Below are 25,206 nucleotides of genomic sequence, written 5' to 3' on the forward strand. Positions count from 1 at the left end.
GCGCCGGAGCGCTGCTGGAGGGTGGTGGTCATGAGAACGGAAAGAAATGTTCCCGAAGGAACGGTTTAAGGAAGGGCAGGAAAGCCCTGCCTGATTGCGAGTGTAACGTAAGTTTGCGCTGTGTGTCCACAGATTGCGAAACAAACGAATAGGGGCCCCAGGACAGGTGAGCGAGGCTTCCAAAAGGCTTAAGATTCATGAGACTCACCAGGGCGCTTTTTGGTTCTGATCCGCTGGATGCAAGCCGGCCATCGCTTGGAGGAAACCGTTCCTCTGACCAAGGCCCGTCACAGGCGCCTGGAGCTGGAGGCTCAAGGTGCCACCGTGTACTGGAGTGAACGACTGGCCCAGGGCCAGTTCTGCTGAGAGGCTGGGGCCAATCGGGACTGGCCCATGCGGCGTTTGATTGCTCTGGTTTGTATTGGGGTGAGCTCAGTTGGCCTCAGCAGCTGTGGAGTAGTGCCCTCCAGCGACGACAAGCCAAGCGCAAACGCTTCGATCGAACAGCTGGAACGACGGATCATCCAGCTTGAGCAGGAGCTGCAAGCACTCAGGTCACCTGCCGGCGATCCCGACAGCAAGACACCAGCCGGCCCGCTGCGATCCCTAACCCTGCGGATCGGCACCGAGGACGATCGATTGCGAATGTATTGGGCTGATGGCCAGACGAGCAATCTGATCTGTTCTGAAGAAGGCAAAGGTGTATGGGCCTGCGGCTAAGCCGCAGCGAGCAGCTGCTGCAAGGCCGGCAGCCAGGTGGGCTCCACGGGCCACACCTCCCGGCGCGTGAGGGAAAAAGCGATGCTTTTCTCCGCATAGGCCGCTTCGTTCACAAACACCGGAATCTCCCCTTCAACCCACCCCTCACCACGATCGGTCCCATCCGCAGCCCGGAACATGGGATTGGTAGAGGCGATGTCCTGCCAATCGCGCCCCTGCAGATCGGGATGAACCAGGGCCTGCGGCTCTCCGTTCTCCGACTTCGGGAGATCGCGACTCCCCAAGTGGCGATGCACCACTAGAGCATCCGGTAGCCGGGCTAACCCCTGACGCGCCTGATCCACGGCCCTAAGACACGTTTCCAAGCCAAGACGGGTTTGTTCAACGACCCGGGCATTGAGCAGACCTTGCGGCACAGGGCCAACCTCGATCACCAGGCCGCAGGGCCAGGATTCCACGAGAAAGCCAGTTTGCTGAGCATCGGCTTCGTGCAGATAAATCGGCAGACCAAGAGCCCCCTGCACCAAAGCCGCGAGGGCGAGATCAGGAGGGCGTCGGCCGTAGACCACCAGGGAATTTCCCATGGCCGCTGTGGTGCTGTGCAGATCAACGGCCACAACGCAGGGCTGATCGCCGCTGGGGCCGTGCAACTGCAGGAGTTCCCCAGCACGCTGGAATTCCAAGCCGGAGGCCCCCTGCTCCCACTGTTTTGGGAGGAAGCAGCGGTTGAGGTCACGATCGACGTAACGGCAGCGGCGGCGCAGCGCTTCCGGGTTGCCGATCACCTGCTGCACCGCCAAACCTGCAGCGTCAATCAGATCAGGGTTGGCCTGCCACTGCTGCAGCAACCAAGGAGCATTGACCTCATTCCCATGGGTGCCGGCCACAACGAGAACGCCACAGCTGCTCATGAACCACAGCGAACCAAGTTCTGACTGAAGCATGAGTCACAGCGAGGATGAAAGCGATTCAAACCACGCCATGTCGATCCCACCTGTCGTGGTCACGGCCGCCCGTCGCAGCTGGCGATGGCAATGGCAACGTCTCATGGGTGGACTGGGCCCAGCCGATGCGGCCGGCAATTACACCCGACCAAGCAGCGATGCGCTCACCCCGGCGGCCTTGAACCCCGCAGACCTGCTCCAGCGCAGCGCCGGCCAACAACCACTGCTGGTGATCGGACGCAGTTGCCCTTGGGCACATCGCACCTGGCTGGTGCATCAGCTGCGCCATCTGCACGACAGCGTCACCCTCCTAATGGCACAGGCAGACCACAACGCTGGACGCTGGGCCCTCAATCCAACCTGGGAGGGGTGCGAAACGCTGCTGGAGTTGTATCAGCACTGCGACGCTCCCCCTAGCTACCGGGCCACCGTGCCTGTGCTGGTGGATCCCAAAAACCGCACTCTGCTGGGCAATGACAGTGCTCCACTGGTGAACCTGTTGAACCGCTGGCCCCATCAAGACGTGGTTGTTGACCTGGCACCGGCGGAATCAACCGACAAGATCCAGGCCTGGCAGCAGCAGCTGCAACCTGCCATTAACGATGGGGTTTACCGCTGCGGTTTCGCCCGCAACCAAGCGGCCTACGATCGCGCTGAAGCCGATCTCTTTGCCGCCCTCGATGCGGTGGAGCAAAGCCTCGCAACCAATGGTCCATGGCTGTGCGGGAAAGCACTGACCTTGGCTGACGTGCGGCTGTTCCCCACCTTGATCCGCTGGGAGCTGGTCTATGCCCCACTGTTTGGCTGCAGTCGGCACCCGCTCTGGCACTACCCGAACCTCTGGGCGTGGCGACAACGCTTTTACGCCCTGCCGGGCGTAGCGGACACCTGCGACGGCACCGCCTGGCGACACGACTACTTCGGTGCCTTGTTCCCCCTCAATCCCGGCGGGATCGTTCCAGCTGGTCCCGACCTGAGCACACTGGTGAACAGCACGGCAGCGTCGGGATGACCAGCGCAGATCCAACCTTTGAAGGTGTCTATGGCACTTACGCGATCACCGCTGCCGATCGCCAGGAGGTGCATTCCTATCGAATCTCACTATTGATCACTGGCCTCAGCCTGGCCGCCGGAGTGCTGCAGTGGTGGCAAACCGACAACCCCTGGGCATGGCTCTGGATGCTGCCGATGGCCACGGCCCTGGGCCTGGCGCTCCGCTGGATTCACATCTACCTCCGCCCCTTGCACCGCGCCCTTCAACTGTTCTGGCTCGGCGGTTGCGTCGGTTGGGGGGCACTGCTGCTGCAGGCCGGCCCCACCGAAGCACTCTCCACCCTCCGGGATCAGCCGCTCTGGATCATGGCCATCGGCCCGCTGTTTGCCGCCTTGGCCGGCATCGGCTTCAAGGAGTTTTTCTGCTTCCAACGACCTGAAGCCATCGGCCTCACCTTGCTGCTGCCGGCAGCGCTGCTGGGGCATCTGATGGGGGTAATCAATGGCCCCCTCTGCCTGGCTCTACTGGAGAGTGCAGCGTTGCTGCTGGTGCTGCTGGCCTTGCGCAAATTCGGGATGGATGCGGCAGCGGATGTGGGCGACAAGAGCGTGTTTGCTTATCTGGACGGTCAACTGCCCGCTGATACGCCGTGAGTCTGATCAGCCTGGTGGGTGCGGCCAAGGATTTCGGCATCCGCACCCTCTTTTCCGGTCTCGACCTCCACATCGGAGATGGCGAGCGGCTGGGCCTGATCGGCCCCAATGGAGCCGGCAAATCCACGCTATTGAAGATTCTGGCGGGGAAGGAACCCCTCGGTGAGGGAGAACGCCGTTGTTCTCCCCGGCTGCGGGTGGAGCTGGTGGGTCAGGAGAGCCGGATCACGCCGGGGCTCACGGTGCTGGAGCAGGTGCTGGAGGGCTGCGGCGCCAAACGGGATCTGCTGGTGCGCTTCAGCGCCCTCAGCGACGCCATTGCCGCAGACCCCAGCAATGAAGTGCTGATGGCGGAGCTGGGTCAGCTCAGCCAACGCATGGATGAAGAGGAAGCCTGGAGCCTGGAGCAGCAATGCCAGGAAGTGCTGCAGAAATTGGGCATCAGCGATCTCCAGCGCCCGGTCAACGACCTTTCCGGCGGTTACCGCAAACGGGTTGGTCTGGCATCAGCCCTGGTGGCCTGCCCCGATGTGCTGCTGCTGGATGAGCCCACCAACCACCTCGATGCCGCTGCTGTGGAATGGCTGCAGAGCTGGCTGGATCGCTATCCCGGTGCTCTAGTGCTGGTCACCCATGACCGCTACGTGCTCGATCGGGTGACACGGCGGATGGTGGAGGTGGACCGAGGCCAGGCCCGCACCTACCAGGGGAACTACAGCACGTTTCTTCAGCACAAAGCAGAAGAAGAGGCCTCAGAAGCAGCCTCAGCGGCCAAGTTCAAAAGTGTGCTTCGCCGCGAATTGGCATGGCTGCGCCAGGGCCCCAAGGCCCGCAGCACCAAACAGAAGGCGCGGCTGCAACGCATCGAAGCGATGCGCGAGCAGAAACCCAATCAGGCCAAAGCAAAGCTGGAGATGACCGGCATCGGCCGGCGCATCGGCAAACAGGTGATCGAAGCCGAGGCCGTTGGCGTCACAGCCGATGGCAACCAGGGTGGCCGCCCACTCCTCGATGGCTTCAGCTACAGCTTCAGCCCTGAAGACCGAATCGGCATTATCGGCCCCAACGGCAGCGGCAAATCCACCCTGCTTGATCTCATCGCCGGTCGGCGCGAGCCCACCCAGGGCAGCCTGCTCGTTGGGGAGACCGTTCACATCGGCTATCTGGACCAGCACACCGAAGCCTTCAACGAAGGCAAGGGGCTCGATCGGAAAGTGATCGAATTCGTGGAAGAAGCCGCCAGCCGGATCGATCTGGGGGGAGAACAGGTCACCGCATCCCAGCTTCTGGAACGCTTTTTGTTTCCACCAGCCCAGCAGCACAGCCCCTTGGCCAAGCTCTCCGGAGGCGAGCGTCGCCGCCTCACCCTCTGCCGGATGCTGATCCAGGCGCCCAACGTGTTGCTGTTGGACGAACCCACAAACGATCTGGATGTTCAGACCCTCAGCGTTCTCGAAGACTTTCTTGAGGACTTCCGGGGCTGCGTGATCGTTGTTTCCCACGACCGCTACTTCCTCGATCGCACCGTTGATCGTCTGTTCTGTTTCGACCAAGGACGGCTCAATCGGTTTGAAGGGAACTACAGCGCGTTTCTAGAGCAGCAGCGTCAGGAAGAACGCAGCCAAACCCAGGCGAGCAAACCCTCCACACCAAAACCAGAGCGCAGCCGCGATACCAAGCGCGACGGTCCACGGCGTCGAAACTTCAAGGAAAACAAGGAGCTTGCGGCTCTTGATCAACAACTGCCTGAGCTGGAGCTGAAGAAAGAGGACCTGGAACAACAGATGACCCAAGAGGGCGCTGACATGGCCAAGCTGAGCCTTGACTTGGCTGATCTGATCTCCTGCATCGATAAGGCCGAAGAACGCTGGCTGGAACTCAGCGAATTGAAGCCCTGAACAATGATCTGGAGCCATGGTTGTAGCCACGGCTACCGCCACTTCAGATCATTGTTGTCGGATGGTCAGGTGGCGGGATTCCAACACTCCAAAACCGATAAATCGCCGTAAAGTGCCTTCAGGCCACGGTCTGAATTCATGAAGTCCATCGACGAACACATCCAGCAGGATCAATCGGAAATTGAAGCTGCCAAAGCAGCTGGAGACGAGGCCAAGGTTCGTCACCTCACCGATGAGCTGAAGTCACTAGAGGAATACAAGGATCACCACCCCGGCGACAGCCACGACCCCACCTCTCTGGAGCTGCATTGCGAGGCCAATCCCGATGCTGATGAGTGCCGCGTCTACGACGACTGATCCAACGAATGTGGTAACACCAACGAAGGCTCAGTAGTCCTCGTTGTAGTCAGAAGGGCTGCCGGTCAGGCTGCAGACGACAGCCTCTTCGTGACGCATCGCCTTCACTTCAGCGATGGGGCGTCCCATGCGTTGAAGCACAGCAACAGCCTCTTTCGTTTGGCACCGGGCAATCACGTCGCCTTTGTTGTCAAGACAGGTGTAAAAGGTCATGTCATGGGAGAGACATTCTCGTTATGGCTCTCATCTGATCAGCCCACAAGCATCGATGTGGCTGATCACATGAAGATTGTCTGGAGCTCAGCTCACACCCCGAGCTCGGCCCAGGTTTCGGCCAACAACTGATCGAGGTTGGTTGCCATCGCTGCAGAAATGCAGAGCACGGGACGACCACTTGCCGCTTCAAGGTTTTCTCGCAACGTGGGGAGATCCTCCTCTGACACCAACTCCTGCTTGTTGATCACCAACAAACGTGGTCGATCAACAAGACCGTGGCCATAGGCCTCCAGCTCCTGCTGGACGACGTTCAGGTCAGCCACGGGATCCTCGGATCCAGCGTCCACGAGGTGAATCAATAATCGGGTGCGTTCGATATGGCGCAGAAAGTCGTGGCCAAGCCCAGCACCCTGGGCAGCACCTTCAATCAAGCCTGGAATGTCTGCGAAAACGGTTCCATCTCCACTGGGACGGCGCACAACACCAAGGTTGGGGACCAGAGTGGTGAAGGGGTAATCGGCAATCTTGGGTCGCGCTGCCGACAGCACGGCGATCAGGGTGCTCTTGCCTGCATTGGGAAGACCAATGATGCCGACTTCAGCCAGCAACTTGAGTTCCAGCTGCAGGGGCCATTCCTCACCCTCTCGGCCCTCGGTGAATTTCTCCGGCGCGCGGTTGCGGTTGCTCAGGTAATGGGCATTGCCAAGACCACCTCGTCCTCCAAAGGCAACGGTGAGACGTTCCCCCGGCGCTGTGAGGTCGCCTAGAAGAATGCCAGTGCGCAGATGGCGCACCTCAGTGCCGCAAGGGACCTTGATCACCAGGTCTTTCCCGGATGCACCGGTGCATTTATTTGGGCCACCGCGTCGCCCGTCGTCGGCAGCGAACAGGCGTTTGTATTTGAAGTCGAGAAGGGTTTGCAGATTGCTATCGGCCTCGAGAACCACGGGAGCCCCACAACCGCCGTCACCTCCGGAGGGCCCTCCAGCCGGCACATACTTTTCACGCCGAAATGCAGCGATGCCATCGCCGCCGCGACCGCCTCGGACCGTGATCCGTGCCTGATCGATGAACTGCACGGTGCTTCCGGCTCAATCCAGTCATTAACCCTAGGATTCAGCCGCTGCAGCTCTGCCGTTGGCCGGCGTCCGTTTCGAAGACCTCAGCAAGACCTTTCCAGGACGCGGCGGTGGGGATCCGGTTGATGTGATTCGTCAGTTGAATCTGACGATCAACGACGGCGAGTTTTTGGTGCTTGTCGGTCCCTCGGGGTGCGGCAAAAGCACCTTGCTGAGACTCCTCGCCGGTCTCGACAATCCAACCAACGGCGACATCAGAATCGGACCACGGCCCATCAGCGATGTGCCGCCGGCGCGCCGCAACGTCGCCATGGTGTTCCAGAGCTATGCGCTTTACCCACATCTCAGCGTGCGGGACAACCTCAGCTTCGGACTGCGCAGAAGCCAGGCAAGGTCAACATTCCAGCGGATCCAAGACCAAGCCTTTCGATCCACGCGCGCGTTGCCCAAACCACTGAGGGTGCGGTCGGCAAGAGAAGAACGAATTGAATCCAGGGTGAACACCGTTGCCAAATCTCTGGAACTAACGGAATTGCTCAACAGAAGGCCGAAGGAACTCTCAGGCGGACAGAAACAACGGGTCGCCCTCGGACGCGCCATGGCGCGCAATCCAGAGGTGTTCTTGATGGATGAACCGCTGAGCAATCTTGACGCCAAACTCAGAACGAGCACGCGCAAAAGAATCGTCGAGCTGCAGCGAGAACTGGGAACAACAACGATTTATGTCACCCATGATCAGGTGGAAGCAATGACGATGGGTGATCGCATCGCGGTGTTGAACCAAGGGCGCTTGCAACAACTGGGGACACCAATGGAGTTATACAAGTGGCCCTCCAACATCTTCGTCGCCCAATTCATTGGCAGCCCATCGATGGGCTTATTGCCGGTCACGGTGGGACCCAATGCGACGCTGAACTTGGGGCGCAAACGAATTCAAATTGAAGGCGAAATGGTCGAACCTTTACTTCAACGAGAAGGCCAACATCTCACCGCGGGTTTGAGACCTGAACACTGGCATCTGGCACCGGCAACGAACCGAAACCACCAAGCCGAGGTGAACCATTGTGAGCGTCTGGGCAATGAACAGATTCTCAGCTGTCGGCTCCTGGATTGCGATCAACTGATCCAAGTCAGATGTTCAGCGGAGATCAACATCAACACTGGCGATGCCATCAACCTCAACCCTGACCCCACAGGCTGGCGGTTGTTTGATGCGGCTGGAGAAGCGATCCGTTAGCCACTGAAAGGGTTGAACCAACTCAGCGCACCCAGACAACGCTGCAGCCAGGTCCACCGTCCCCTTGTTCAGCATCGGTCACCCTTTCCACGTAGGGCACAGTTTCCAGCCAGGCGCGCAGGCCGCGCTTGAGCTTGCCCGTGCCAATGCCATGGATCACCCAAACCGGGCCATTGGCACTGCGCAGGCATTCCTCAACCGCTGCTTCGGCCTCATGCACCCGCATTCCACGCACATCAAGAGTGTTGCGACTGGTGCGCACCTGTGCACCACCGACGACAGCTGAACGGGCTTGCACCTTCACCACCGGCTTTGGAGGCGGCTCGGGCTTACGACCATCCAGGTTTTCCACCGCCGCCAGATCCACCGTGGTGCGCATCACCCCGCAACGGACCGTCAGCTGGAGGCCGTCATCGGAGATGACCAACACATCCGCAGCCTTGCCGAGGGCCAGCAAGCGCACGCGATCGCCTACCGCCGGACGCCAGCCCGGCTTGGGTGCACGTCGTTCAGGGGTGGGGCGATGATGGTCCTCCAAGCTGCGTAACCGTTGCCCAGCCCGCCGCGCGGTTTCCCCATCGGCGCGATCATCACGCAGGCGGCGAATCAGGGTGCGAACTTCCTTCTGGCCTTGGCGGATGGACTGCTCCAAGCGTTGACGGCCCTGCTCCTGGTGTTGCGCGGTCTGCTGCTTTTGCTTGTGCCAGCGCTGCAGCAACTCCTCGTGCAACAGCTCAGTGCGTGCCAACAGTGCTGCAGCGTCTTCTGCCGCGGCCTGTTGGCGCTGCCGTTGCTCCTCCAAGCCGCGGATCACACTGTTCACCTCACCATCACCCCCTGGAGCCAGAAGCTGCTGGGCCTGGTGAAGCACATCCGAATTGAGCCCCAGGCGCGTCGCGATCGCCAGCGCATTGCTGCGTCCTGGAATTCCCCACAGCAATTCGTAGGTGGGAGATAGCGTTTCAGAATTGAAGGCCACAGAGGCATTCTCAAAACGAGCGTCGTCGTATTTGAGGGCCTTGAGTTCTCCAAAATGGGTGGTGGCAATCGTGAGCCGGGCCCGATCGGCAAGAGCCTTAAGCAAAGCCGTGGCCAAAGCCGTTCCCTCGCTGGGATCCGTTCCGGCACCCACCTCATCCAACAGCACCAGGGCAGGGGCACTACCGCGCTGCAGCGCCTCAAGAATCCGCCCGATGCGCTTCACATGGCCGCTGAAGGTGGACAAGCTCTGCTGGAGGGATTGCTCATCTCCGATGTCCGCCAGAACCTGGGCACACCAGGGCAGGGAGGGTTGCCCTGAACAGGGCAAGAGCATGCCGGCGCGGGCCATCAGTGCAGCAAGGCCGATGCTTTTCAGGGTGACCGTTTTGCCGCCGGTGTTCGGCCCAGTGATCGCGACCACCCGCAGCTCCGGCGACACCTCCACCGAAATGGGAACCACGGGCGGCCCATCTGCCCGCTTGTGCTGCCACACCAACAGTGGGTGCCGCAAACCTGAAAAGCGAAACGGAGCCTCCGCTGCGGGCTCAAGCTGCGGCTCCACTCCGCCAAGCCAGCGGCCGTAACGCCCGCGGGCCAGCGCAAGATCAAGCTTGCGCAGCACCGCCACAAGCTGGTTGAGGGCGGACGCCTCTTCAGCCACCAGAGCACTTAGCTCCACCAACACCTTCCTTTCCTCATCGCGGATGCGCGACTCCAGCTCCACCAGCTTGTTGCCCATCGTGAGCACCGAGCGGGGTTCCACAAAGAGGGTGCTGCCTGAGGCCGAACTGTCGTGAACCTGGCCGGGCACCTGGCTCACCGCACCGGCCTTCACCGCCAAAACAGGACGGCCATGGCGCTCGGCGATCACACTGTCCTGCAGAGATGGGGCCAGGCGCCGCAGCAACTCCTGAAGTTTGTCGCGACGCTCCTGGCGCAGCCCGTTCCATTGATGCCGCAGCGCCGACAACGCCGAGCTGGCTCGATCAGCAACGCGGCCTCCATCTTCGAGTGCAAATTTGAGCCGCTGCTCCAACTCCGGCAGCGTCACCATCGTTTCAATCAACGCGGTGCACACCGGGCGTAGATCGGGGTCGTCGATCTGACGGCGCAAGCGACGGGCCGCTGCCAGCGTTTCCGCCGCGGCCAGCAGCTCTTCACCGGAGGCCACACCACCCTTGCTGCAGCGCAGCACCACGGGCTCGAGGTCCTGCACGCCGCGGAAGCTGAGTCCCCCTTCGGTGAGGTCATCGAGCACCGCCATTTCAACGGTCTCGGCCAGGCGTTTTTTCGACTCGTCCAGGCTGGCCGGCAGCGATTGAGCCCTGGCCGCATCACGACCCATGCCGGTGCTGGCAAAACCGCTGAGATGTTCACAGACCCGATGCCACTCAAGCAGTTCAAGGGTTTCTTGCTGAGCCCTATCCGCCTCTTGACTCAAGTCAATTGCAGTTGGAGGGGATGCCACCGGGGGGTTCATAAAGCATTTCGAGCCAGTTGCCTTCCGGGTCTTTCAGATAAAAAGACGCCGTGCCGTCGCGGTGGTCATGGACGGCACCAACGTGCACACCCTGCGCTTTGAGACGGTCGTGAATCACATCGACCTCCCTACGATCGCGGAAATGGAAGGCGAAATGTGGGCCAGCGGCCTTGTAATTCGGGCCTAATAAGGCGAGCCCGTCGCGTCCTTCCCCCGCTTCCAGATAGCACCAATCGGCGGCGCGCCAGACCAGACGCATGCCCAGATCGGTGTAGAAAGCAACAGCCCGATCGACGTTCTCAACGCGAATCGCAACGTGACCGAGACGATCCACACCATTGGGTTGATCGGCTGTTGCCATCGGATCAGGCCTCCTTCAACCAAGCCGCTGCATCGCAGGCGTGGTACGTGAGGATCAGATCGGCACCGGCGCGCTTGAAGCTCAGCAAGGTCTCCAGCACGACAGCCTTTTCATCAATCCAGCCCCGCTCGGCCGCGGCCTTCACCATCGAATACTCACCACTCACGTTGTACGCAGCGATGGGGAGTTCTGACTCCTCGCGCAGACGGTGGATGATGTCGAGATAGGCCAAACCAGGCTTCACCATCATGATGTCGGCGCCCTCCTGCTCATCGAGCTGGGCTTCTGTAATAGCTTCCCGAGCATTGGCGGGATCCATCTGATAGGTGTCTTTGTTTTTAGGGATCGGCTTGCTGCCGGCGGCACGAGGGGCGGAGTCGAGGGCCTCGCGGAAGGGTCCGTAGTAAGCGGAGGAGTACTTCGCCGTGTAGCTGATGATGCCCACATGTTCGAAGCCTTCATCGTCGAGGGCTTCCCGGATGGCACCGACCCGACCGTCCATCATGTCGCTGGGACCGATCAGATCAGCGCCCGCTTCAGCCTGCACAACGGCCTGCTTGCAGAGCAGTTCAATTGTCTCGTCGTTGAGGACCACGCCGTCCTGACTGACGATCCCGTCATGACCATCGCAGGAGTAGGGATCCAGGGCGACGTCGGTCATGATCGCCATCTGAGGAATGGCTTCCTTAATCTGACGGATCGCCCGCGGAATGAGGCCATTGTCGTTGAAGCATTCAGCCCCGTCTTCGGTCTTCAGCCCCTCAGAGACCTTCGGGAAGAGAACGATGCAACGCACCCCCAGGTCGTAAGCACGCTGCACTTCGCCGGTGAGGGCTGCCAGGCTCCAACGGCTGGCACCAGGCATGGCACCGATCGGCTCCACCTCAGTGCCTTCATGCACAAAGAGGGGATAGATGAAGTCTGCAGCCGAGAGGCTGTGCTCACGCACCATGGCGCGTAGGGCGGGCGTACGCCGAAGACGACGGGGGCGGTAGGTGAGCTCCATCAGACCCAAACACAAGGGGTGATCGTAAGGGTCACCCGATCAGAGGGCCGCCGAACGAAGCCACTCTTGACGAGGATGGTCGGTGCGGATGGCACGCAACTGCTCGAGTAAGCGACGCTCCTCCTCACTCCATGAGGGCGGTATGGCCAGCGTCAGCGTGAGCAGGAGATCACCGCGACCGGTGTTCGAAGGCCAGCCTTTACCCTTCAACCGCAGGCTGCGGCCCGGGGCGGTACCGGCCGGAATGCTGACCTGGGCATCACCATCGGGAGTCATCACCGAGACCATGCCTCCAAGGGCCAGTTCATCGAGGCTGACGGGCAGATCGGCCCGCAGCTGATCCGACTCTAGGCGCCAGATCGGGTGCTCCTGAACCTTGAGGTTGAGATAGAGGTCGCCCCGCCGTCCGGTTCCCGGTTGCAGATTGCCCTTGCCCTTCAAACGCAGACGCGAGCCGTTCTTCACCCCTGCAGGGATGCGCACCTGAACGCGCTCGTTATTGACCGAGAGGCTGCGTTCGCCACCGCGAAAGGCCTCCGCAAACATCACATTCACTGAAGCTTCGGCATCCAGATTCACCGGAGCGCGTGAAGCCTGGGCACCACGGGGGAAACCGCCGCCTGCGAATCCACCCCCAGGGAAACCACCACCGGCCGGTCCACCGAAACGGCCCAACAGGTCGTTGATGAAATCGTCGAAATTGCCGTAGCGACCGAAGTCAACATCCATACCGGGGGATGCTCCCCCGCCCATGCCGCCGGCCTGATTCCAATACTGGCCAAATTGCTCATAACGACGCCGTTTCTCAGGATCGGAGAGCACTTCGTAGGCCTCACTGATCTCCTTGAACCGCGCTTCAGCCTGGGCATCACCGGGGTTGACGTCAGGGTGGTATCGGCGCGCCAGGCTGCGAAAGGCTTTCTTGATGGCGTTGGCGTCGGCGCTGCGATCGACACCGAGCACCTGGAAATAATCCTTGTATCCGCTGCCTGCCATACCCATTCAGTGGTGATTCCAGTTTCACCGCAACGGGGGTTGCGTTGTTGCTTCCGCATGGAGGGAAGCCCGAACGCATCAATGCGACCTAGCTTCAGACCAACCGCTGGATCAGCATGAGGAGCACGGCTTCATCCCTGCTGGCAAGCGTGCTGGTCGCAGCTGGCGGAGCTAGCGGTGGCCCACCGGTATCGGCAGCTCCCTGGACCAGAACGATCGGAGAGCCCCTACGCGACTCCAGCCCCCAGGCCCTTGAACTGCCGCAGCATCTGAAGGCGGTTGAGGCCAGGTTTTACGGCGCTTGGACCTGCCCGGCCTGCTTCAAGCAGATGAACCTTTTCGGCAAACAGGCCGGCGCGGACCTGCCCTATGTGGAGTGCCACAAGCCGAAGCAGCTACCGGATCAAGCCGAAGCCTGCAACGCCGCAGAGATCCGGGCCTACCCCACCTGGGTTCTCCCCGATGGACGCCAGAAAGTTGGAGTTCAGTCCTTGGAAGCCCTGAGCCGCTGGAGTGGCTTGAACTGAGATGGCACTGATTCACGGTCTGCATCAGCGCAACATCCGAGGCGACCTCCTAGGAGGATTGACAGCAGCCGTTGTCGCCCTGCCCCTCGCCCTGGCCTTCGGCAATGCCGCCCTTGGCCCGGGCGGCGCCATCTACGGCCTGTATGGGGCAATCGTCACCGGATTCCTGGCAGCCCTGCTCGGGGGAACTCCCGCTCAGGTAAGCGGACCCACCGGACCGATGAGCGTCACCGTGGCGGGGATCGTCTCGAGCTTGGCCGCCATCGGCATCAGTCGAGATCTCAATGCCGGGGAGATGCTGCCGTTGGTGATGGCCGCTGTGGTGATCGGTGGTGTGTTTGAAGCCCTGCTCGGGGTGCTGCGGCTAGGGCGCTTCATCACCCTGGTGCCCTATTCAGTGGTCTCCGGCTTCATGTCGGGGATCGGTTTCATCATCCTGGTGCTGCAACTCGGGCCCTTCATCGGGGTGAGCACCCGGGGCGGCGTGATCGGGTCCCTGAGTTCACTAATCGAGGCACCCAGCTGGAACCCAGCAGCGCTCGCCGTTGGATTAATGACACTCACCATGGTGTTCCTGACCCCCCTGCGCATCCGTCAGTGGGTGCCAACGCCTCTGCTGGCGCTGCTGATCGTGACGCCCTTATCGGTGGTGCTGTTCAACGACAACCGGCTACTGGAACTGGGCCTTGAACCCATCGCCCGGATCGGTGCAATCCCGGAAGGCGGCTTGCAACTGGTGTTTCCCGATTTCAGCCAACACCTGCCGGAGCTGGTGAAAGCCGGCATGGTTCTCGCCCTGCTCGGGGCCATCGACTCATTGCTCACCTCCCTGGTGGCCGACAACATCACCCAGACCAATCACGACTCCAACCGTGAACTAATCGGCCAGGGCATCGCCAACACCGCGGCTGGGTTTCTCTCGGGTCTTCCCGGTGCCGGAGCCACCATGCGAACGGTGATCAACATCAAATCCGGTGGTCAGACCCCCTGGTCGGGCATGACCCATTCCCTGGTGCTGCTTCTCGTGCTGCTGGGGGCGGGCCCTCTGGCAGCACAGATCCCCACAGCGCTGCTGGCGGGAATCCTGATCAAAGTCGGCCTCGACATCATCGACTGGGGCTTTCTGCTCCGCGCCCATCGCCTGTCAGCGAAAACGGCCGCGCTGATGTACGCGGTGCTGTTGATGACGGTGTTCTGGGACCTGATCTGGGGCGTTCTGGTGGGGATGTTCGTCGCCAACCTGTTGACCGTTGATTCGATCACGCGGTCTCAACTGGAGGGGATGGAGCAGGACAACCCTTCCGATGCCACAGAGGCACGACACGCCAATCTCTCCTCGGAGGAGGAAGCCCTGATGCTCCGCTGCGGCAAAGCCTTGATGCTGTTCCGCCTGCGCGGCCCTCTGAGTTTTGGCGCCGCCAAAGGAATAAGTGCCCGGATGGGGTTGATCCACGGCTACAGCGTGCTGATCCTTGACCTCACCGACGTGCCTCGCATCGGGGTAACAGCGACCCTGGCGATTGAACGCATGGTGGAGGAAGCACGATCAGCGGGCCGCACCCTGTTCATCGCCGGTGCCAATCAGGCCCTTGAACAACGGCTGCGGCAATTCGGTGTGGAGGGTGTGCTCCGGCCTTCCAGGCTGAATGCCTTGCAGGAGGCCGCTCAGCTGATCTGACTGGAGTCCACCCCGCAGGAATGCATCCGCACATCTTCAGGGCGTGCCAACTCCCCCTCCAGCGCCTTCACTTCAGCCCGGGCCAGCACTTCAAGGCGGTCGACAACCAGCTCCCGCGGGTAGCGCTGCTCACACAGCACCCAATACAAGCCGAAGTGGCGGGCTTCACTCGCCAGCAGATCGCTGTAAAGCGCCCTCAACTGGGGATCCGGACTGTGCTCGGCCAGCAGAGCCATTCGCTCATGGCTGCGGGCTTCGATCAGACCGGCCACCAGGAGGGAGTCGAGCATTCTTTGCGGCTCACCTTTACGGATCTGCCGGGCGAGATCAGCGCCATAGCCTGGGGAAGGCAGCGGTTCCAAGTAGCGCCCCCGCGCCTTGATCAGAGCAAGAACTTGCTCGAAGTGCTCCAGTTCTTCACGCGCCAGAGGGCTGAGGGCTTCGCCCAGACCCTGTTCGCAGAGATAGCGGAACATCATTTGTACCGCAGCCCCCGCAGCCTTGCGTTCGCAGTGGGCGTGATCGATCAGCACCTCCATCGGCCGGGCATTGGCCTGCTCCACCCAGCTCCAAATGGTGGGCGCAGCCAACCAGCGGATCGAGGCGACCGTTTTCGAAGGAACGATGAGGGTCATACGTTCGGCCTGAGGTAGCTGAGCAATCCTTTCAAGGCAAGGCTGTAACTGGCGGGTCCGAAGCCGCAGATCACACCCACAGCGCGCTCAGCCAGAAACGAGTGATGGCGGAACTTTTCCCGGGCATGGGTGTTGCTGAGATGCAATTCGACGTAGGGGATCGCGACGCCAGCCAGGGCATCACGGATGGCGATGGACGTGTGGGTGTAGGCCCCAGCGTTGATCAAGATCCCATCGCATCGGCCCATGGCCTGGTGAATCCGGTCCACCAGGGCACCTTCGAAATTGCTCTGAAAGCAGTCCAGCTGCACAGATTCTTGTGCCGCCTCCCTGGTCAGCGTCGCTTCGATGTCGGCCAGAGAGGATTGGCCATAGATCCCAGGCTCACGCTGGCCCAACAGGTTCAGATTCGGACCGTTCAGCAGCAGAACGTGCATGGCTGGAGGCTGCTTCAGTTCGCCAGATCGTATCGAGATCATGGGAAAGGACACCCCGACTGGTAAGTTCTTGCGGTGTGGTTCGGGTCGGTGCCCGAGTGGTTAATGGGGGCGGACTGTAAATCCGCTGGCTCTGCCTACGTTGGTTCAAATCCAACCCGGCCCATCCTCCACATGCCCTTGTAGCTCAGCGGTAGAGCACTCCCTTGGTAAGGGAGAGGTCTCGAGTTCAAGTCTCGACAAGGGCTTTCTTCTTCCCCTCGGCACCAGGGGATAGGGGTTTCGACCCCAAAACAGCCGCCGATTGGGGTCCAATACCTCGGCTATCGACAGTTCCCAGTCTCCAAACACAGGAACGTCCTGGCTCGATCGTTAGGGGAACATGATTGGAGCGACTGCGGTTGATCACGACCCGTAGGCCATACGCAACGCCCTCAAGCACGTCCGCCCCTTGGGCTGACCAGCTCAGACCCTCCATGCGCAAGACCCCATGGGCACAGCGGAGTTCTGCGAGAGACTGAATGAAAGGGCGCAGATCAGCGGGCCAAGGGACATCCCAGGGATAGGCCTCACGGCAGGCCGGTCCAGGACCGCTGGAAGGGCCCGGTTCAGGACCACCCGCCAGAGCAGCTTCGGTCCCGTAGTAGATGCAGGGCGCTCCCGGGTGGAGAAAGAGCAGCAGTAGGGCCAACTTCAGGGCCTCTAAGTCGTTGTTGAGGCTGTGAAGGGCCCGGGGCACGTCATGGCTATCGAGCAGGTTCATCTGGGCCCTGTTCACCACCTCCCGATAAGAACGCGTTGTTGTCGTCCAGATGGTCAACAGAGCCTGACCATCCAGGGGGTCGAGGGGGTATTCCGAATTGCGGTAGTCCCGCCGCAGTGCCTCACCAGCGGCCCAGCAAATGCTGCTCCAGCCCAGCCGGTAATTCATCACGCCATCGAAGTGATCCCCCTGCAGCCAGGGGGTCGCATCACCCCACACCTCTCCAACAATCCAGGCCTCCGGGTTGGTGGACCGCACCATCTGCCGAAACTCCACCCAGAAGTCGGCCGGGACCTCAGCAGGGACGTCAAGACGCCAGCCATCAATGCCCTGCTCGAGCCAGTGACGGCCAACAGCCAGCAGGTGCTCCCGAACCCCTGGATTGGCATGGTTGAACTTGGGCAAATCAGGTAAGGCCCACCAACTGTCATAGCCGCAGTCCTCGCCTGGGGCGGGATAGGGCTGCAGCGGCCAACGGTGCACATGGAACCAATCCCGGTACGGCGAATCCGCACCGTTCTCCACCAAGTGATGAAAGGCCCAAAAGCCGCGGCCGCAGTGGTTGAACACCCCATCCAGAACCACCCTCATGCCGCGCTGATGCACGGCATCGATCAGCTCCCTGAGTGCTGCATTGCCCCCCAGCAGGGGATCAACCTCAAAGTAGTCGTAGGCGTGGTAGCGATGGTTGGCGGCTGAACTGAAGATCGGCGTGAGATAGAGGCAGGTGATGCCCAGGGCTTGAAGCCCATCGAGGGAATCGATGACGCCGTAGAGATCCCCGCCCTGGAGTCCTTCCTCGCGAGGATCCGCCCCCCATGGCTTGAAGGCGAGATAGCGCTGCGCATCGACCCTCCCACTGCGGCGAAAACGGTCGGGAAAGATCTGATAGAGCACCGCATCAGCTACCCAGACGGGAGGATCGCGAAACGGAGTGGTTGCTGCCAAAACCTTTGCAGTCAGCCATCTCATGGCTAGCAGGAGAGAAAGACATTGGCCATGGCTGAACAGCCTCTTCTTCTGGCCCTCGATCAGGGCACCAGCAGCTCCAGAGCCGCGCTGTTCAGCAGCTCCGGGGATCTGGTGGTCAGCTCCAGTGCACCGCTGCCGATTTCCTACCCCGCGGATGGATGGGTGGAACAGGACCCGATGGCGATCTGGACCAGCCAGCGGCAGGCCCTGGTGCAGCTCGATTCGAAGCTCAGCGAAATACAGCGCAAGGCAGTGGTGAGCTGTGGCATCACCAACCAACGGGAAACCACCGTGCTCTGGCGCCGCAGCAATGGCCTCCCCTGCGGTGCGGCCCTCGTCTGGCAAGACGGCCGCACCGCAGGCATCTGCGCGGCCTGGAAGCAGCAGGGACTAGAGCAGGAGTGGTGCCGGCGCACGGGCTTGCTGCTCGACCCGTACTTCAGTGCCAGCAAGATCCGCTGGATGCTCGATCACTACGAGGATGCCCAGGCTGCCGCGGCCAGCGATGACCTCTGTTTCGGCACGGTGGAGAGCTGGCTGCTCTGGCAACTCACCGGCGGCCAGCGCCACGGCAGTGACATGAGCAATGCCAGCCGAACACTGCTGATGGACCTGGAGCAGCAGCGCTGGGTGGATGACTTCCGAGAGCCCACAGGGCTTCCCGCCAACGCTTTACCCGAACTGCTGCCCTGCCGCGGAGAGTTCGGGCGCATCGCTTCGGATCTTCCCTTTGCAGGCCTACCGATCCAGGCGATGCTCGGCGACCAACAGGCCGCCACTCTGGGCCAGCTCTGTCTGCAGCCCGGAGAAGGCAAGTGCACCTACGGCACGGGAGCCTTTCTGGTGATCAACACCGGCGACGTCATCCGCCGCTCGGATGCAGGGCTGCTGAGCACCCTCGGCTGGACCGATGCCGCTGGAACACCCAGCTTCTGCCTTGAGGGAAGTCTGTTCAACGCCGGCACTGTGATCCAGTGGCTGCGGGATGGGCTGCAGATCATTGATCAGGCTCCCCAGGTGAACGAACTAGCGCGTTCGGTGCCGGATTCAGGAGGGGTCATGCTCGTGCCTGCCTTCACCGGCTGGGGCACACCGCACTGGGATCCTCAGGCGCGCGGTGTTCTGGTGGGCCTCACCCGTGACAGTGGACGCGGCCACATTGCCCGGGCAGCACTGGAAGGAATCGCCCTGTCTGTGGCGACGTTGGTGGAGCTTGCCGAGCAGTCCCTCGGCACCGGCCTGGGTGAACTGGCGGTGGATGGTGGCGCCGCCGCCTCCGATCCTCTGCTGCAGGCACAGGCTGATTGCACCGGTCTGACGGTGCGGCGTCCCGCCAGCCTCGAGAGCACCGCCCGGGGGGTGGCGCTGTTCGCAGGCCTCCAGGCTGGGGTGGTAAGCGACCTGGAGCAGCTCGCGACCGGACGAAGAGACTGCGCGGAACTATTCCACCCGCAGATGGATGCATCCCAGCGCAACCGCTGGCGCGCACGCTGGCAGAACGCCGTCTCCAGAAGCCTGGGGTGGCATGGCTGATCACCAGGTGGACCTGCTGGTCATTGGCGCAGGGGCCAGCGGTGCAAGCGTGGCCTACGAGGCAACACGACGGGGGCTGAGCGTGGCCCTGCTCGAGGCCGGAGACATCGGCGGTGGCACCAGTTGCCGAAGTACGAAGCTGCTCCATGGGGGGGTCCGCTATCTCGAGCTGGCCTTCAAGACCCTGGATCTGGCCCAGCTGAGGCTGGTGCGGGAAGCCCTGCTCGAGCGGAGTCACTGGTTGGCCCAGGCGCCGTTCTTGGCCCGACGACTCGAGCTGGCCCTGCCCACACAACAGCTCTGGGGACAGGCCTACTACCGACTTGGGCTGGGGATGTATGACGCCCTGGCCGGTCAGCGGAGCATCGGCCACAGCCGACTGCTGTCTCAGCAGCAAATGCATCAGGCCCTACCTCTACTGAAGGAGTGTCAAGGCGGTGTGGCCTACAGCGATGGGCAATTCGACGATGCACGCCTAAACCTGCTGCTGGCTCTCACTGCGGAGCAGCGGGGGGCAACCCTGCGCACCCGTTGCCGGGTGGTGCAGCTGGAAACCGATGGCACGGGCCAGCTCAAGGCCGCCATCAGTGAATCCACCACGGGCCAACGGGAACGTTGGTGCGCCTCGGCGTTTGTCAATGCCACGGGCATTCGCGCTGATGAGATCCGGCAGATGGCGGAGGCTGATGCCCCTCCACGGATGCTCACTAGCCGTGGGGCCCACATCGTGCTGGAGCAGAACCTCTGCCCAGAGAACCTTGGGCTTCTGGTGCCATCCACCGCGGATGGACGCGTGCTGTTCATGCTCCCCTTCCATGGCCGCACCCTGGTGGGGACGACAGATGAAGCCTGCACCAAGGAGAGCGCCACATCCCCCTCTGAGAAAGAGGAGACCTACCTGCTCAACTACGTGCGTGACTGGTTTCCACAGCTCCAGCATCCAAAGGTGAGCAGCCGATGGGCGGGGGGACGCCCGCTGCTGAAGCCAGCAGACCAGGGCATGGATAGCAGCCGTGTGGTGAGAGAGCACGAAGTGGAAACTCTGGCTTGCGGCCTGGTAAGCGTGATGGGAGGCAAATGGACCACCTGCCGGCCGATGGCCGAGGACACCCTGGCCGCGGTGGAACGCCAGCTCGGAAAGAAGCTGCCCACCCCTGAAGTAATGCCACTGCGGGGCGCAGTGGAGTCGTTGGAGGCCACCCAGGACGAGCTCCAACGCCAGAAAGATCAACTCGAAACCCTGCTTCCCGACACCGCCCTCAAAGCCGAGCAAGTCGCCCACCTCCAAAGCACCTATGGCTTGGAGGCAGTGGGCTTGATTGAACCCGCGGACCCCAGCCGACGCGAGCCCCTCAGCCCGGTGATCCCCCTCTGTGCCGCAGAACTGAACCACTCAATACAGCGGGAACATGCCCGAAGCAGCAGCGATGTGCTGGCCCGCCGCTGCCGTCTGGCCATGGTGGATTTGAACGAGGCCGAACGACTCCGGCCCCAGGTGGAGGAGCTGCTGGATCAGGCGGGCGTGGCAGCGGACTCAACCTCACCGATTAACCACCAGTTGAATCCATAGGGCGGAAGGTTCACGAACCACTCCGCTGCAGCGGGCGGGAACTCACAGCCCCACATCACTTCACGGGTGCGCTCGCCAGCCCACTCTGAGAGATCCAAACCGAGCGAGGCTCCAGCGGCGGTGACATTGGCGGCCACGAGCACTGTCATCGCCTCGGTGCAACGGAGATACACCAGCACTCCGGGGTGGGGGCTGGGCAGCAACCGGAAGCTTCCATGCCGCAGTGCTGGCAGCAGCCGGCGGCAGGTGAGCATGCGCCGGTGCCAATTCAGCAGCGACCCCGGCAGCTGCTTCTGCACCTCCACGTTCACCACGCGGTAGTCGTAGCCGGGCGCGGTGATCGGTGGCAGCACCAACAACGGATCGGGGGCAGTGGAGAAGCCACCGTTGCGGGCCGGCGTCCAGGCCATCGGCGTGCGGTTGGGATCTCGGTCCCGCAGACCGGGCCAGTCGCCCATGCCCAGTTCATCGCCGTAATACAGACAGGGCATCCCCGGAAGGCTGTAGAGGAGCCCATGCAGCAACCGGTTAGAGCGTGGATCGCCATTGAGAAGAGGAGCCAGGCGTCGGTTAATGCCCCAGTTCAACCAGTGCCCCTGCCCCTGGGGCAGGCCCACCCGGATGGTCTGAATCACCTCATCGCTGATGAGGTGGCCATCACCCAACCAGAGTTCATCGTGATTGCGCAGGGGCAGGGCCCAGCGGGGACCACGCACCGCCTGCTCGGCTTGCATCAGACACTCCCCGAGCTGTTGGGTGCGGCCACTGGCAATGGCCGCGAACAGATGGGCGGTGAGCACGAAGTTGAACGCTCCATGCAATTCGTCATCCGCCAGGTAAGGAGCGGCCTCCTCCACCGGCTGAATCGCCTCTCCCAGCAAGAGCACATCACGACCATGGGCATCCACCCGCTCCCGCAATCGCTTGAGGAAGGAGTGAGTCTCCGGCAACCCCTCGCAGCGGGTGCCCTCTGACTCGAACAGGAACGGAACCGCATCCAGACGGAAGCCGTCGACACCACGATCCAGCCAGAAGTCGACCACCTCCAGCATCGTGTCTTGCACCCAGGGGTTCTCGTAATTGAGATCAGGCTGATGACGCAGGAAACGGTGCAGGTAGTACTGCTCGGCGACCGGATCCCACTCCCAGTTCGACGCCTCAAAGTGCCGGAAGAGAACCGGTGCCTCGGCGTATCGCTTGGGGTCGTCGCTCCAGACGTAAACATCCCGTTCCGAACTGCCCTTGGGAGCCCAGCGGGCGCGCTGGAACCAGGGATGAAGGTCACTGGTGTGGTTAAGCACCAGGTCCAAAATCACGCGCATGCCCTGCCTATGGGCCGCCGTGAGGAACCGATGGAAGGAGGAGAGATCCCCCAGATCCGGATGGATTCCAGTGAAATCCGTGATGTCGTAGCCCCCGTCCCGCAAGGGGGAGGGATAAATCGGGGTCAACCAGAGGGTGTTGACCCCCAGCCAACGCAGGTAGGGCAACCGCGCCGCAAGCCCCTTGAAATCACCGGTGCCATCGCCATTCCCATCGGAATAGCTGCGAACGATCAACTGATAGATGACCGTCCCTGACCACCACGGAAGCGCTGGGGTCATCCCCCGGTTGCAGATTCACCACTGCTAGACCCGACTGGCCTAATCGTCAGCCCTGTGGCCCTCACCCAATCGCAATTGAGCCGGATGCAGGAGCTCGTGGGGAAAGGGCTGACCCGTCCCCTGGCCTGGCGCCGAGAGCAATTGCAACGCCTCTCCACCCTGGTAGAGAAGCACGAATCGGAAGTGCTCGAGGCCCTCGCCGCCGACCTCGGCAAACCACCGACCGAAGCCTTTTTTGAGCTGGTGGCCTTGCGACAGGAGCTCAAACTCACCGGCCGGCAGCTGGAGCGCTGGATGCGCCCACGACGCGTGGCTGTCCCCCTCTCACTGCGCCCCGGCCAGGCCAAGGTTGTACCGGAACCACTGGGGTGCGTTCTGGTGATTGGACCTTGGAACTATCCCTTTCAACTGACACTGCGGCCCTTGATCAGTGCCCTGGCTGCGGGCAACACCGCCGTGCTCAAGCCCTCCGAGCACGCCAGTGCCACAGCGGATCTGATCGCACGGCTGATCCCTCAGCATTTCGAGCGCGACGTGGTGCAGGTGGTCCAGGGAGATGGAGCCGTGGCAGCCGCCCTGGTGGCCATGCCTTTCGACCACATCTTTTTCACCGGTGGCGGCAGCATCGGACGGAAAGTGCTGGAGGGAGCCGCTGCACACCTCACGCCGGTAACCCTGGAGCTGGGTGGCAAAAGTCCGGCCATCGTTCTTGAAGGGGCCGACCTCATGGTGGGGGCGCGTCGCTTGATCTGGGGCAAAGGGATCAATGCCGGGCAGACCTGCATCGCTCCAGACCATCTATTGGTGCCACTCGCACTGCGTTCACCCCTGCTGAAGGCAATGGAGGAGGCCCGAACCGAGATGTATAGCGCCGATCCCCTCAACTCCAATCAGCTGGGGCAGATCATCAATGAACGCCAGTTCAATCGTCTGGAGCAGCTTCTGGAGACCGCCAGAGCGGACGGCCGCATCCTGATTGGAGGTGAAATCAACCGGGAGCAGCGACGGATCGCCCCCACCGTGATCCGCGTGGATGACCGCAATGATCCGCTGATGGCCGAGGAGCTGTTCGGCCCCCTCCTGCCGGTACTGATGCTGGACGATCTGACTACAACCCTTCAGGAGATCCGCCAAGGGCCCAAACCCCTGGCGCTTTACCTCTTCGGCGGGGATGAGGCCCAGCAGCAGCAAGTGCTCACCACCACGAGCTCAGGTGGGGTCTGCCTCAACGATGTGGTGATGCAGGCCGGCGTTCCCCAGCTGCCCTTCGGAGGCGTCGGAGCCAGCGGAATGGGCAGCTACCACGGCCAAAGCGGCTTCGACACGTTCAGCCACCACAAGGCGGTCCTGAAACGCCCGTTCCGGTTTGATTTCAAGCTCCGCTACCCGCCCTACAAGGTGGATCTCAACCTGCTGAAGCGGCTGGCGGGATAAGGCGCGCTCATCGCCACCACATCCCTTCTGCAGCAACTGCTCTGGAGGGCTGGCGCTTTATGTCAGGCACCGTATCTTGCGGGGATATGCCGGAGACAAATGCGCCGTACCGCTCTTGCCGCCCTGCTGCTGACGGCTTGGTTCCCGCTGGCAGCAACGGCTGCTTCGGTGACGGTGCGATCCGGCGAGACGCTCTCGGATATCGCTGACCGTTACGACGTCAGCGTCGGCACCCTGATGCGCATGAATGGAATCCGCAACCCAGACCTTGTCGAGGCCGGAAGCCGCCTGCAAGTGCCAGGTCCCACCGTGACGGCAGGCTCGGGCCGCCATCGCATCAACAGCGGTGAGACTCTCAGCAGCATTGCCAGCCAGTACCGCGTCAGCAGTCGCGACCTGGTGACCCTCAACAACCTGCGTAACGCCAATCACGTCGAGGTCGGCCAAACACTGCGACTCCCCAGCAACGCCGTAATGCCGCGCCCGGCCTTCAAGCCGGTAGCCGTGACCCCAATCCGTGGTGCCACGGAACATACCGTCGCCAAAGGGCAAACCCTCACGCAGATCGCCAAGGCCTACAAGCTTCCTGTCGCCAGCCTGATCAGCATCAACGCTTTAACCGACCCAAACAAGGTTGAGGTGGGAACGCGTTTGTACCTGACGGATCCCTCCTTCCAGGCATCGATCACCGCCCAACCGCAGCAAAGAAAAAAGGAACCGGTGGGCACCACCAGCACACCAGTGGTGACGGCGAAGCCAACGGCTCAAGCCAAGGCCAAGCCCGTCCAAACCAAGGCGGTGCAAACGCAACCGGTTCAGGCCAAAAAAACGGTGGTCAAGGCCAAGTCGGTCGAGGCCGCCAAGCCCCAGCAGACCCTGGCCAAATCGGCTGACTGGCGTACCTATGGCCCCCTCCAGGTGGACTGGGGCAACTGGCAAGACATGGGTGGCAGCCAGGTGGTGCCGACCCTCAATGCTCAGGGGCAGGCTCTTTACCTGGCTGTGAACTGTTCCGCCAAGAAGATCAATGCCACCGGTGCCGATGGGAGCTGGAAAACCTGGGAAGCGCCGAAGAATCGATTCGAAAAAGACCTGGTGAAGGACCGCTGTCAGATCAAGGCCTGATCTGAA

General features: G+C 61.8%; 24 protein-coding genes and 2 tRNA genes. 15 read left to right on the forward strand and 11 right to left on the reverse strand.

Annotated features, from left to right (window positions below):
- Nucleotides 1-219 precede the first annotated feature (219 nt).
- A complete protein-coding gene (locus FZX09_RS11560) occupies nucleotides 220-366 on the forward strand; it encodes a hypothetical protein (RefSeq protein ID WP_226403011.1) in 147 nt (48 codons plus the stop codon).
- A 27-nt stretch (nucleotides 367-393) separates the two neighbouring features.
- Nucleotides 394-720, forward strand: a complete 327-nt coding sequence (locus FZX09_RS11565) for a hypothetical protein (RefSeq protein ID WP_226403013.1) — start codon at nucleotides 394-396, stop codon at nucleotides 718-720.
- Here FZX09_RS11565 and FZX09_RS11570 read toward each other — a convergent pair.
- Nucleotides 717-1,631 (reverse strand): aspartoacylase, encoded by a 915-nt coding sequence (locus tag FZX09_RS11570; RefSeq protein WP_226403015.1) that lies wholly within the window; start codon nucleotides 1,629-1,631, stop codon nucleotides 717-719. The genes FZX09_RS11565 and FZX09_RS11570 overlap by 4 nt on opposite strands.
- A gap of 70 nt (nucleotides 1,632-1,701) precedes the next feature.
- Between FZX09_RS11570 and FZX09_RS11575 the strand changes: the two genes are divergently transcribed.
- From FZX09_RS11575 to FZX09_RS11590, 4 genes are all read left to right on the forward strand, one after another.
- The gene (locus tag FZX09_RS11575) at nucleotides 1,702-2,676 is read left to right on the forward strand and encodes a glutathione S-transferase C-terminal domain-containing protein (RefSeq protein ID WP_226403017.1); all 975 of its coding nucleotides are present in this window, start codon (nucleotides 1,702-1,704) and stop codon (nucleotides 2,674-2,676) included.
- Entirely contained in the window at nucleotides 2,673-3,311 is a 639-nt protein-coding gene (locus FZX09_RS11580) for a DUF2301 domain-containing membrane protein (RefSeq protein WP_226403019.1), read from the forward strand. The genes FZX09_RS11575 and FZX09_RS11580 overlap by 4 nt, the downstream gene beginning before the upstream one ends.
- Nucleotides 3,308-5,209 (forward strand): ABC-F family ATP-binding cassette domain-containing protein, encoded by a 1,902-nt coding sequence (locus FZX09_RS11585; RefSeq protein ID WP_226403021.1) that lies wholly within the window; start codon nucleotides 3,308-3,310, stop codon nucleotides 5,207-5,209. Before FZX09_RS11580 ends, FZX09_RS11585 begins: the two co-directional genes overlap by 4 nt.
- 138 nt (nucleotides 5,210-5,347) lie before the next feature.
- On the forward strand, nucleotides 5,348-5,566 hold the full coding sequence (locus tag FZX09_RS11590; protein ID WP_226403023.1) for a CP12 domain-containing protein: 219 nt from the start codon (nucleotides 5,348-5,350) through the stop codon (nucleotides 5,564-5,566).
- A gap of 30 nt (nucleotides 5,567-5,596) precedes the next feature.
- Here FZX09_RS11590 and FZX09_RS11595 read toward each other — a convergent pair whose 3' ends face one another.
- Entirely contained in the window at nucleotides 5,597-5,779 is a 183-nt protein-coding gene (locus FZX09_RS11595) for a hypothetical protein (protein ID WP_226403025.1), read from the reverse strand.
- A gap of 92 nt (nucleotides 5,780-5,871) precedes the next feature.
- Nucleotides 5,872-6,861 carry a GTPase ObgE gene (gene obgE / locus FZX09_RS11600; protein ID WP_226403027.1) on the reverse strand — a complete coding sequence of 330 codons (990 nt, stop codon included), beginning with the start codon at nucleotides 6,859-6,861 and terminating at the stop codon, nucleotides 5,872-5,874.
- A gap of 58 nt (nucleotides 6,862-6,919) precedes the next feature.
- On the opposite strand from obgE, the gene FZX09_RS11605 reads away from it, so the two are divergent.
- Nucleotides 6,920-8,098 (forward strand): ABC transporter ATP-binding protein, encoded by a 1,179-nt coding sequence (locus FZX09_RS11605; protein WP_226403029.1) that lies wholly within the window; start codon nucleotides 6,920-6,922, stop codon nucleotides 8,096-8,098.
- A 22-nt stretch (nucleotides 8,099-8,120) separates the two neighbouring features.
- Here the strand turns inward: FZX09_RS11605 and FZX09_RS11610 are convergent, their stop codons facing one another.
- From FZX09_RS11610 to FZX09_RS11625, 4 genes are read right to left on the reverse strand one after another with little or no spacing between them, the layout of a single operon-like run.
- The gene (locus FZX09_RS11610) at nucleotides 8,121-10,559 is read right to left on the reverse strand and encodes an endonuclease MutS2 (protein WP_226403031.1); all 2,439 of its coding nucleotides are present in this window, start codon (nucleotides 10,557-10,559) and stop codon (nucleotides 8,121-8,123) included.
- Nucleotides 10,522-10,920, reverse strand: a complete 399-nt coding sequence (locus FZX09_RS11615) for a VOC family protein (protein ID WP_226403033.1) — start codon at nucleotides 10,918-10,920, stop codon at nucleotides 10,522-10,524. The genes FZX09_RS11610 and FZX09_RS11615 overlap by 38 nt, the downstream gene beginning before the upstream one ends.
- 4 nt (nucleotides 10,921-10,924) lie before the next feature.
- Nucleotides 10,925-11,926, reverse strand: coding sequence for a porphobilinogen synthase (hemB, locus tag FZX09_RS11620; protein ID WP_226403035.1), 1,002 nt, complete (start codon nucleotides 11,924-11,926; stop codon nucleotides 10,925-10,927).
- A gap of 39 nt (nucleotides 11,927-11,965) precedes the next feature.
- The gene (locus FZX09_RS11625) at nucleotides 11,966-12,922 is read right to left on the reverse strand and encodes a DnaJ C-terminal domain-containing protein (RefSeq protein ID WP_226403037.1); all 957 of its coding nucleotides are present in this window, start codon (nucleotides 12,920-12,922) and stop codon (nucleotides 11,966-11,968) included.
- 116 nt (nucleotides 12,923-13,038) lie between these two features.
- On the opposite strand from FZX09_RS11625, the gene FZX09_RS11630 reads away from it, so the two are divergent.
- Both FZX09_RS11630 and FZX09_RS11635 read left to right on the forward strand, forming a co-directional pair.
- Nucleotides 13,039-13,449 (forward strand): vitamin K epoxide reductase, encoded by a 411-nt coding sequence (locus FZX09_RS11630; protein WP_226403039.1) that lies wholly within the window; start codon nucleotides 13,039-13,041, stop codon nucleotides 13,447-13,449.
- A 1-nt stretch (nucleotide 13,450) separates the two neighbouring features.
- Entirely contained in the window at nucleotides 13,451-15,127 is a 1,677-nt protein-coding gene (locus FZX09_RS11635; RefSeq protein ID WP_226403041.1) for a SulP family inorganic anion transporter, read from the forward strand.
- Here the strand turns inward: FZX09_RS11635 and FZX09_RS11640 are convergent.
- Both FZX09_RS11640 and aroQ read right to left on the reverse strand, forming a co-directional pair.
- Nucleotides 15,115-15,762, reverse strand: coding sequence for a tRNA-(ms[2]io[6]A)-hydroxylase (locus FZX09_RS11640; RefSeq protein ID WP_226403043.1), 648 nt, complete (start codon nucleotides 15,760-15,762; stop codon nucleotides 15,115-15,117). The genes FZX09_RS11635 and FZX09_RS11640 overlap by 13 nt on opposite strands.
- Nucleotides 15,759-16,199, reverse strand: a complete 441-nt coding sequence (gene aroQ, locus FZX09_RS11645) for a type II 3-dehydroquinate dehydratase (protein WP_226403045.1) — start codon at nucleotides 16,197-16,199, stop codon at nucleotides 15,759-15,761. The genes FZX09_RS11640 and aroQ overlap by 4 nt, the downstream gene beginning before the upstream one ends.
- Nucleotides 16,200-16,283: 84 nt before the next feature.
- On the opposite strand from aroQ, the gene FZX09_RS11650 reads away from it, so the two are divergent.
- Nucleotides 16,284-16,365 (forward strand) — tRNA-Tyr (locus FZX09_RS11650).
- 10 nt (nucleotides 16,366-16,375) lie between these two features.
- Nucleotides 16,376-16,447: transfer RNA gene (locus FZX09_RS11655), tRNA-Thr, on the forward strand.
- Here FZX09_RS11655 and FZX09_RS11660 read toward each other — a convergent pair.
- Nucleotides 16,429-17,934, reverse strand: a complete 1,506-nt coding sequence (locus FZX09_RS11660) for a glycoside hydrolase family 13 protein (protein ID WP_370624244.1) — start codon at nucleotides 17,932-17,934, stop codon at nucleotides 16,429-16,431. The two genes, FZX09_RS11655 and FZX09_RS11660, sit on opposite strands and share 19 nt — an antisense overlap.
- A gap of 27 nt (nucleotides 17,935-17,961) precedes the next feature.
- Between FZX09_RS11660 and glpK the strand changes: the two genes are divergently transcribed.
- Together glpK and FZX09_RS11670 are read left to right on the forward strand one after the other, a co-directional pair.
- Nucleotides 17,962-19,467, forward strand: a complete 1,506-nt coding sequence (gene glpK, locus FZX09_RS11665; RefSeq protein WP_226403049.1) for a glycerol kinase GlpK — start codon at nucleotides 17,962-17,964, stop codon at nucleotides 19,465-19,467.
- Nucleotides 19,460-21,037, forward strand: coding sequence for a glycerol-3-phosphate dehydrogenase/oxidase (locus tag FZX09_RS11670; protein WP_226403051.1), 1,578 nt, complete (start codon nucleotides 19,460-19,462; stop codon nucleotides 21,035-21,037). The genes glpK and FZX09_RS11670 overlap by 8 nt, the downstream gene beginning before the upstream one ends.
- Here FZX09_RS11670 and FZX09_RS11675 read toward each other — a convergent pair.
- Nucleotides 20,980-22,641 carry an alpha-amylase family protein gene (locus FZX09_RS11675; protein WP_226403053.1) on the reverse strand — a complete coding sequence of 554 codons (1,662 nt, stop codon included), beginning with the start codon at nucleotides 22,639-22,641 and terminating at the stop codon, nucleotides 20,980-20,982. The genes FZX09_RS11670 and FZX09_RS11675 overlap by 58 nt on opposite strands.
- Nucleotides 22,642-22,695: 54 nt before the next feature.
- Between FZX09_RS11675 and FZX09_RS11680 the strand changes: the two genes are divergently transcribed.
- Together FZX09_RS11680 and FZX09_RS11685 are read left to right on the forward strand one after the other, a co-directional pair.
- On the forward strand, nucleotides 22,696-24,075 hold the full coding sequence (locus FZX09_RS11680) for an aldehyde dehydrogenase family protein (RefSeq protein WP_226403054.1): 1,380 nt from the start codon (nucleotides 22,696-22,698) through the stop codon (nucleotides 24,073-24,075).
- A gap of 99 nt (nucleotides 24,076-24,174) precedes the next feature.
- Nucleotides 24,175-25,200 carry a LysM peptidoglycan-binding domain-containing protein gene (locus tag FZX09_RS11685; RefSeq protein ID WP_226403055.1) on the forward strand — a complete coding sequence of 342 codons (1,026 nt, stop codon included), beginning with the start codon at nucleotides 24,175-24,177 and terminating at the stop codon, nucleotides 25,198-25,200.
- The last annotated feature ends 6 nt before the right edge of the window (nucleotides 25,201-25,206 follow it).

This window comes from Synechococcus sp. MU1643 (assembly GCF_020514095.1).
In the GTDB taxonomy this organism is placed as follows: domain Bacteria; phylum Cyanobacteriota; class Cyanobacteriia; order PCC-6307; family Cyanobiaceae; genus Parasynechococcus.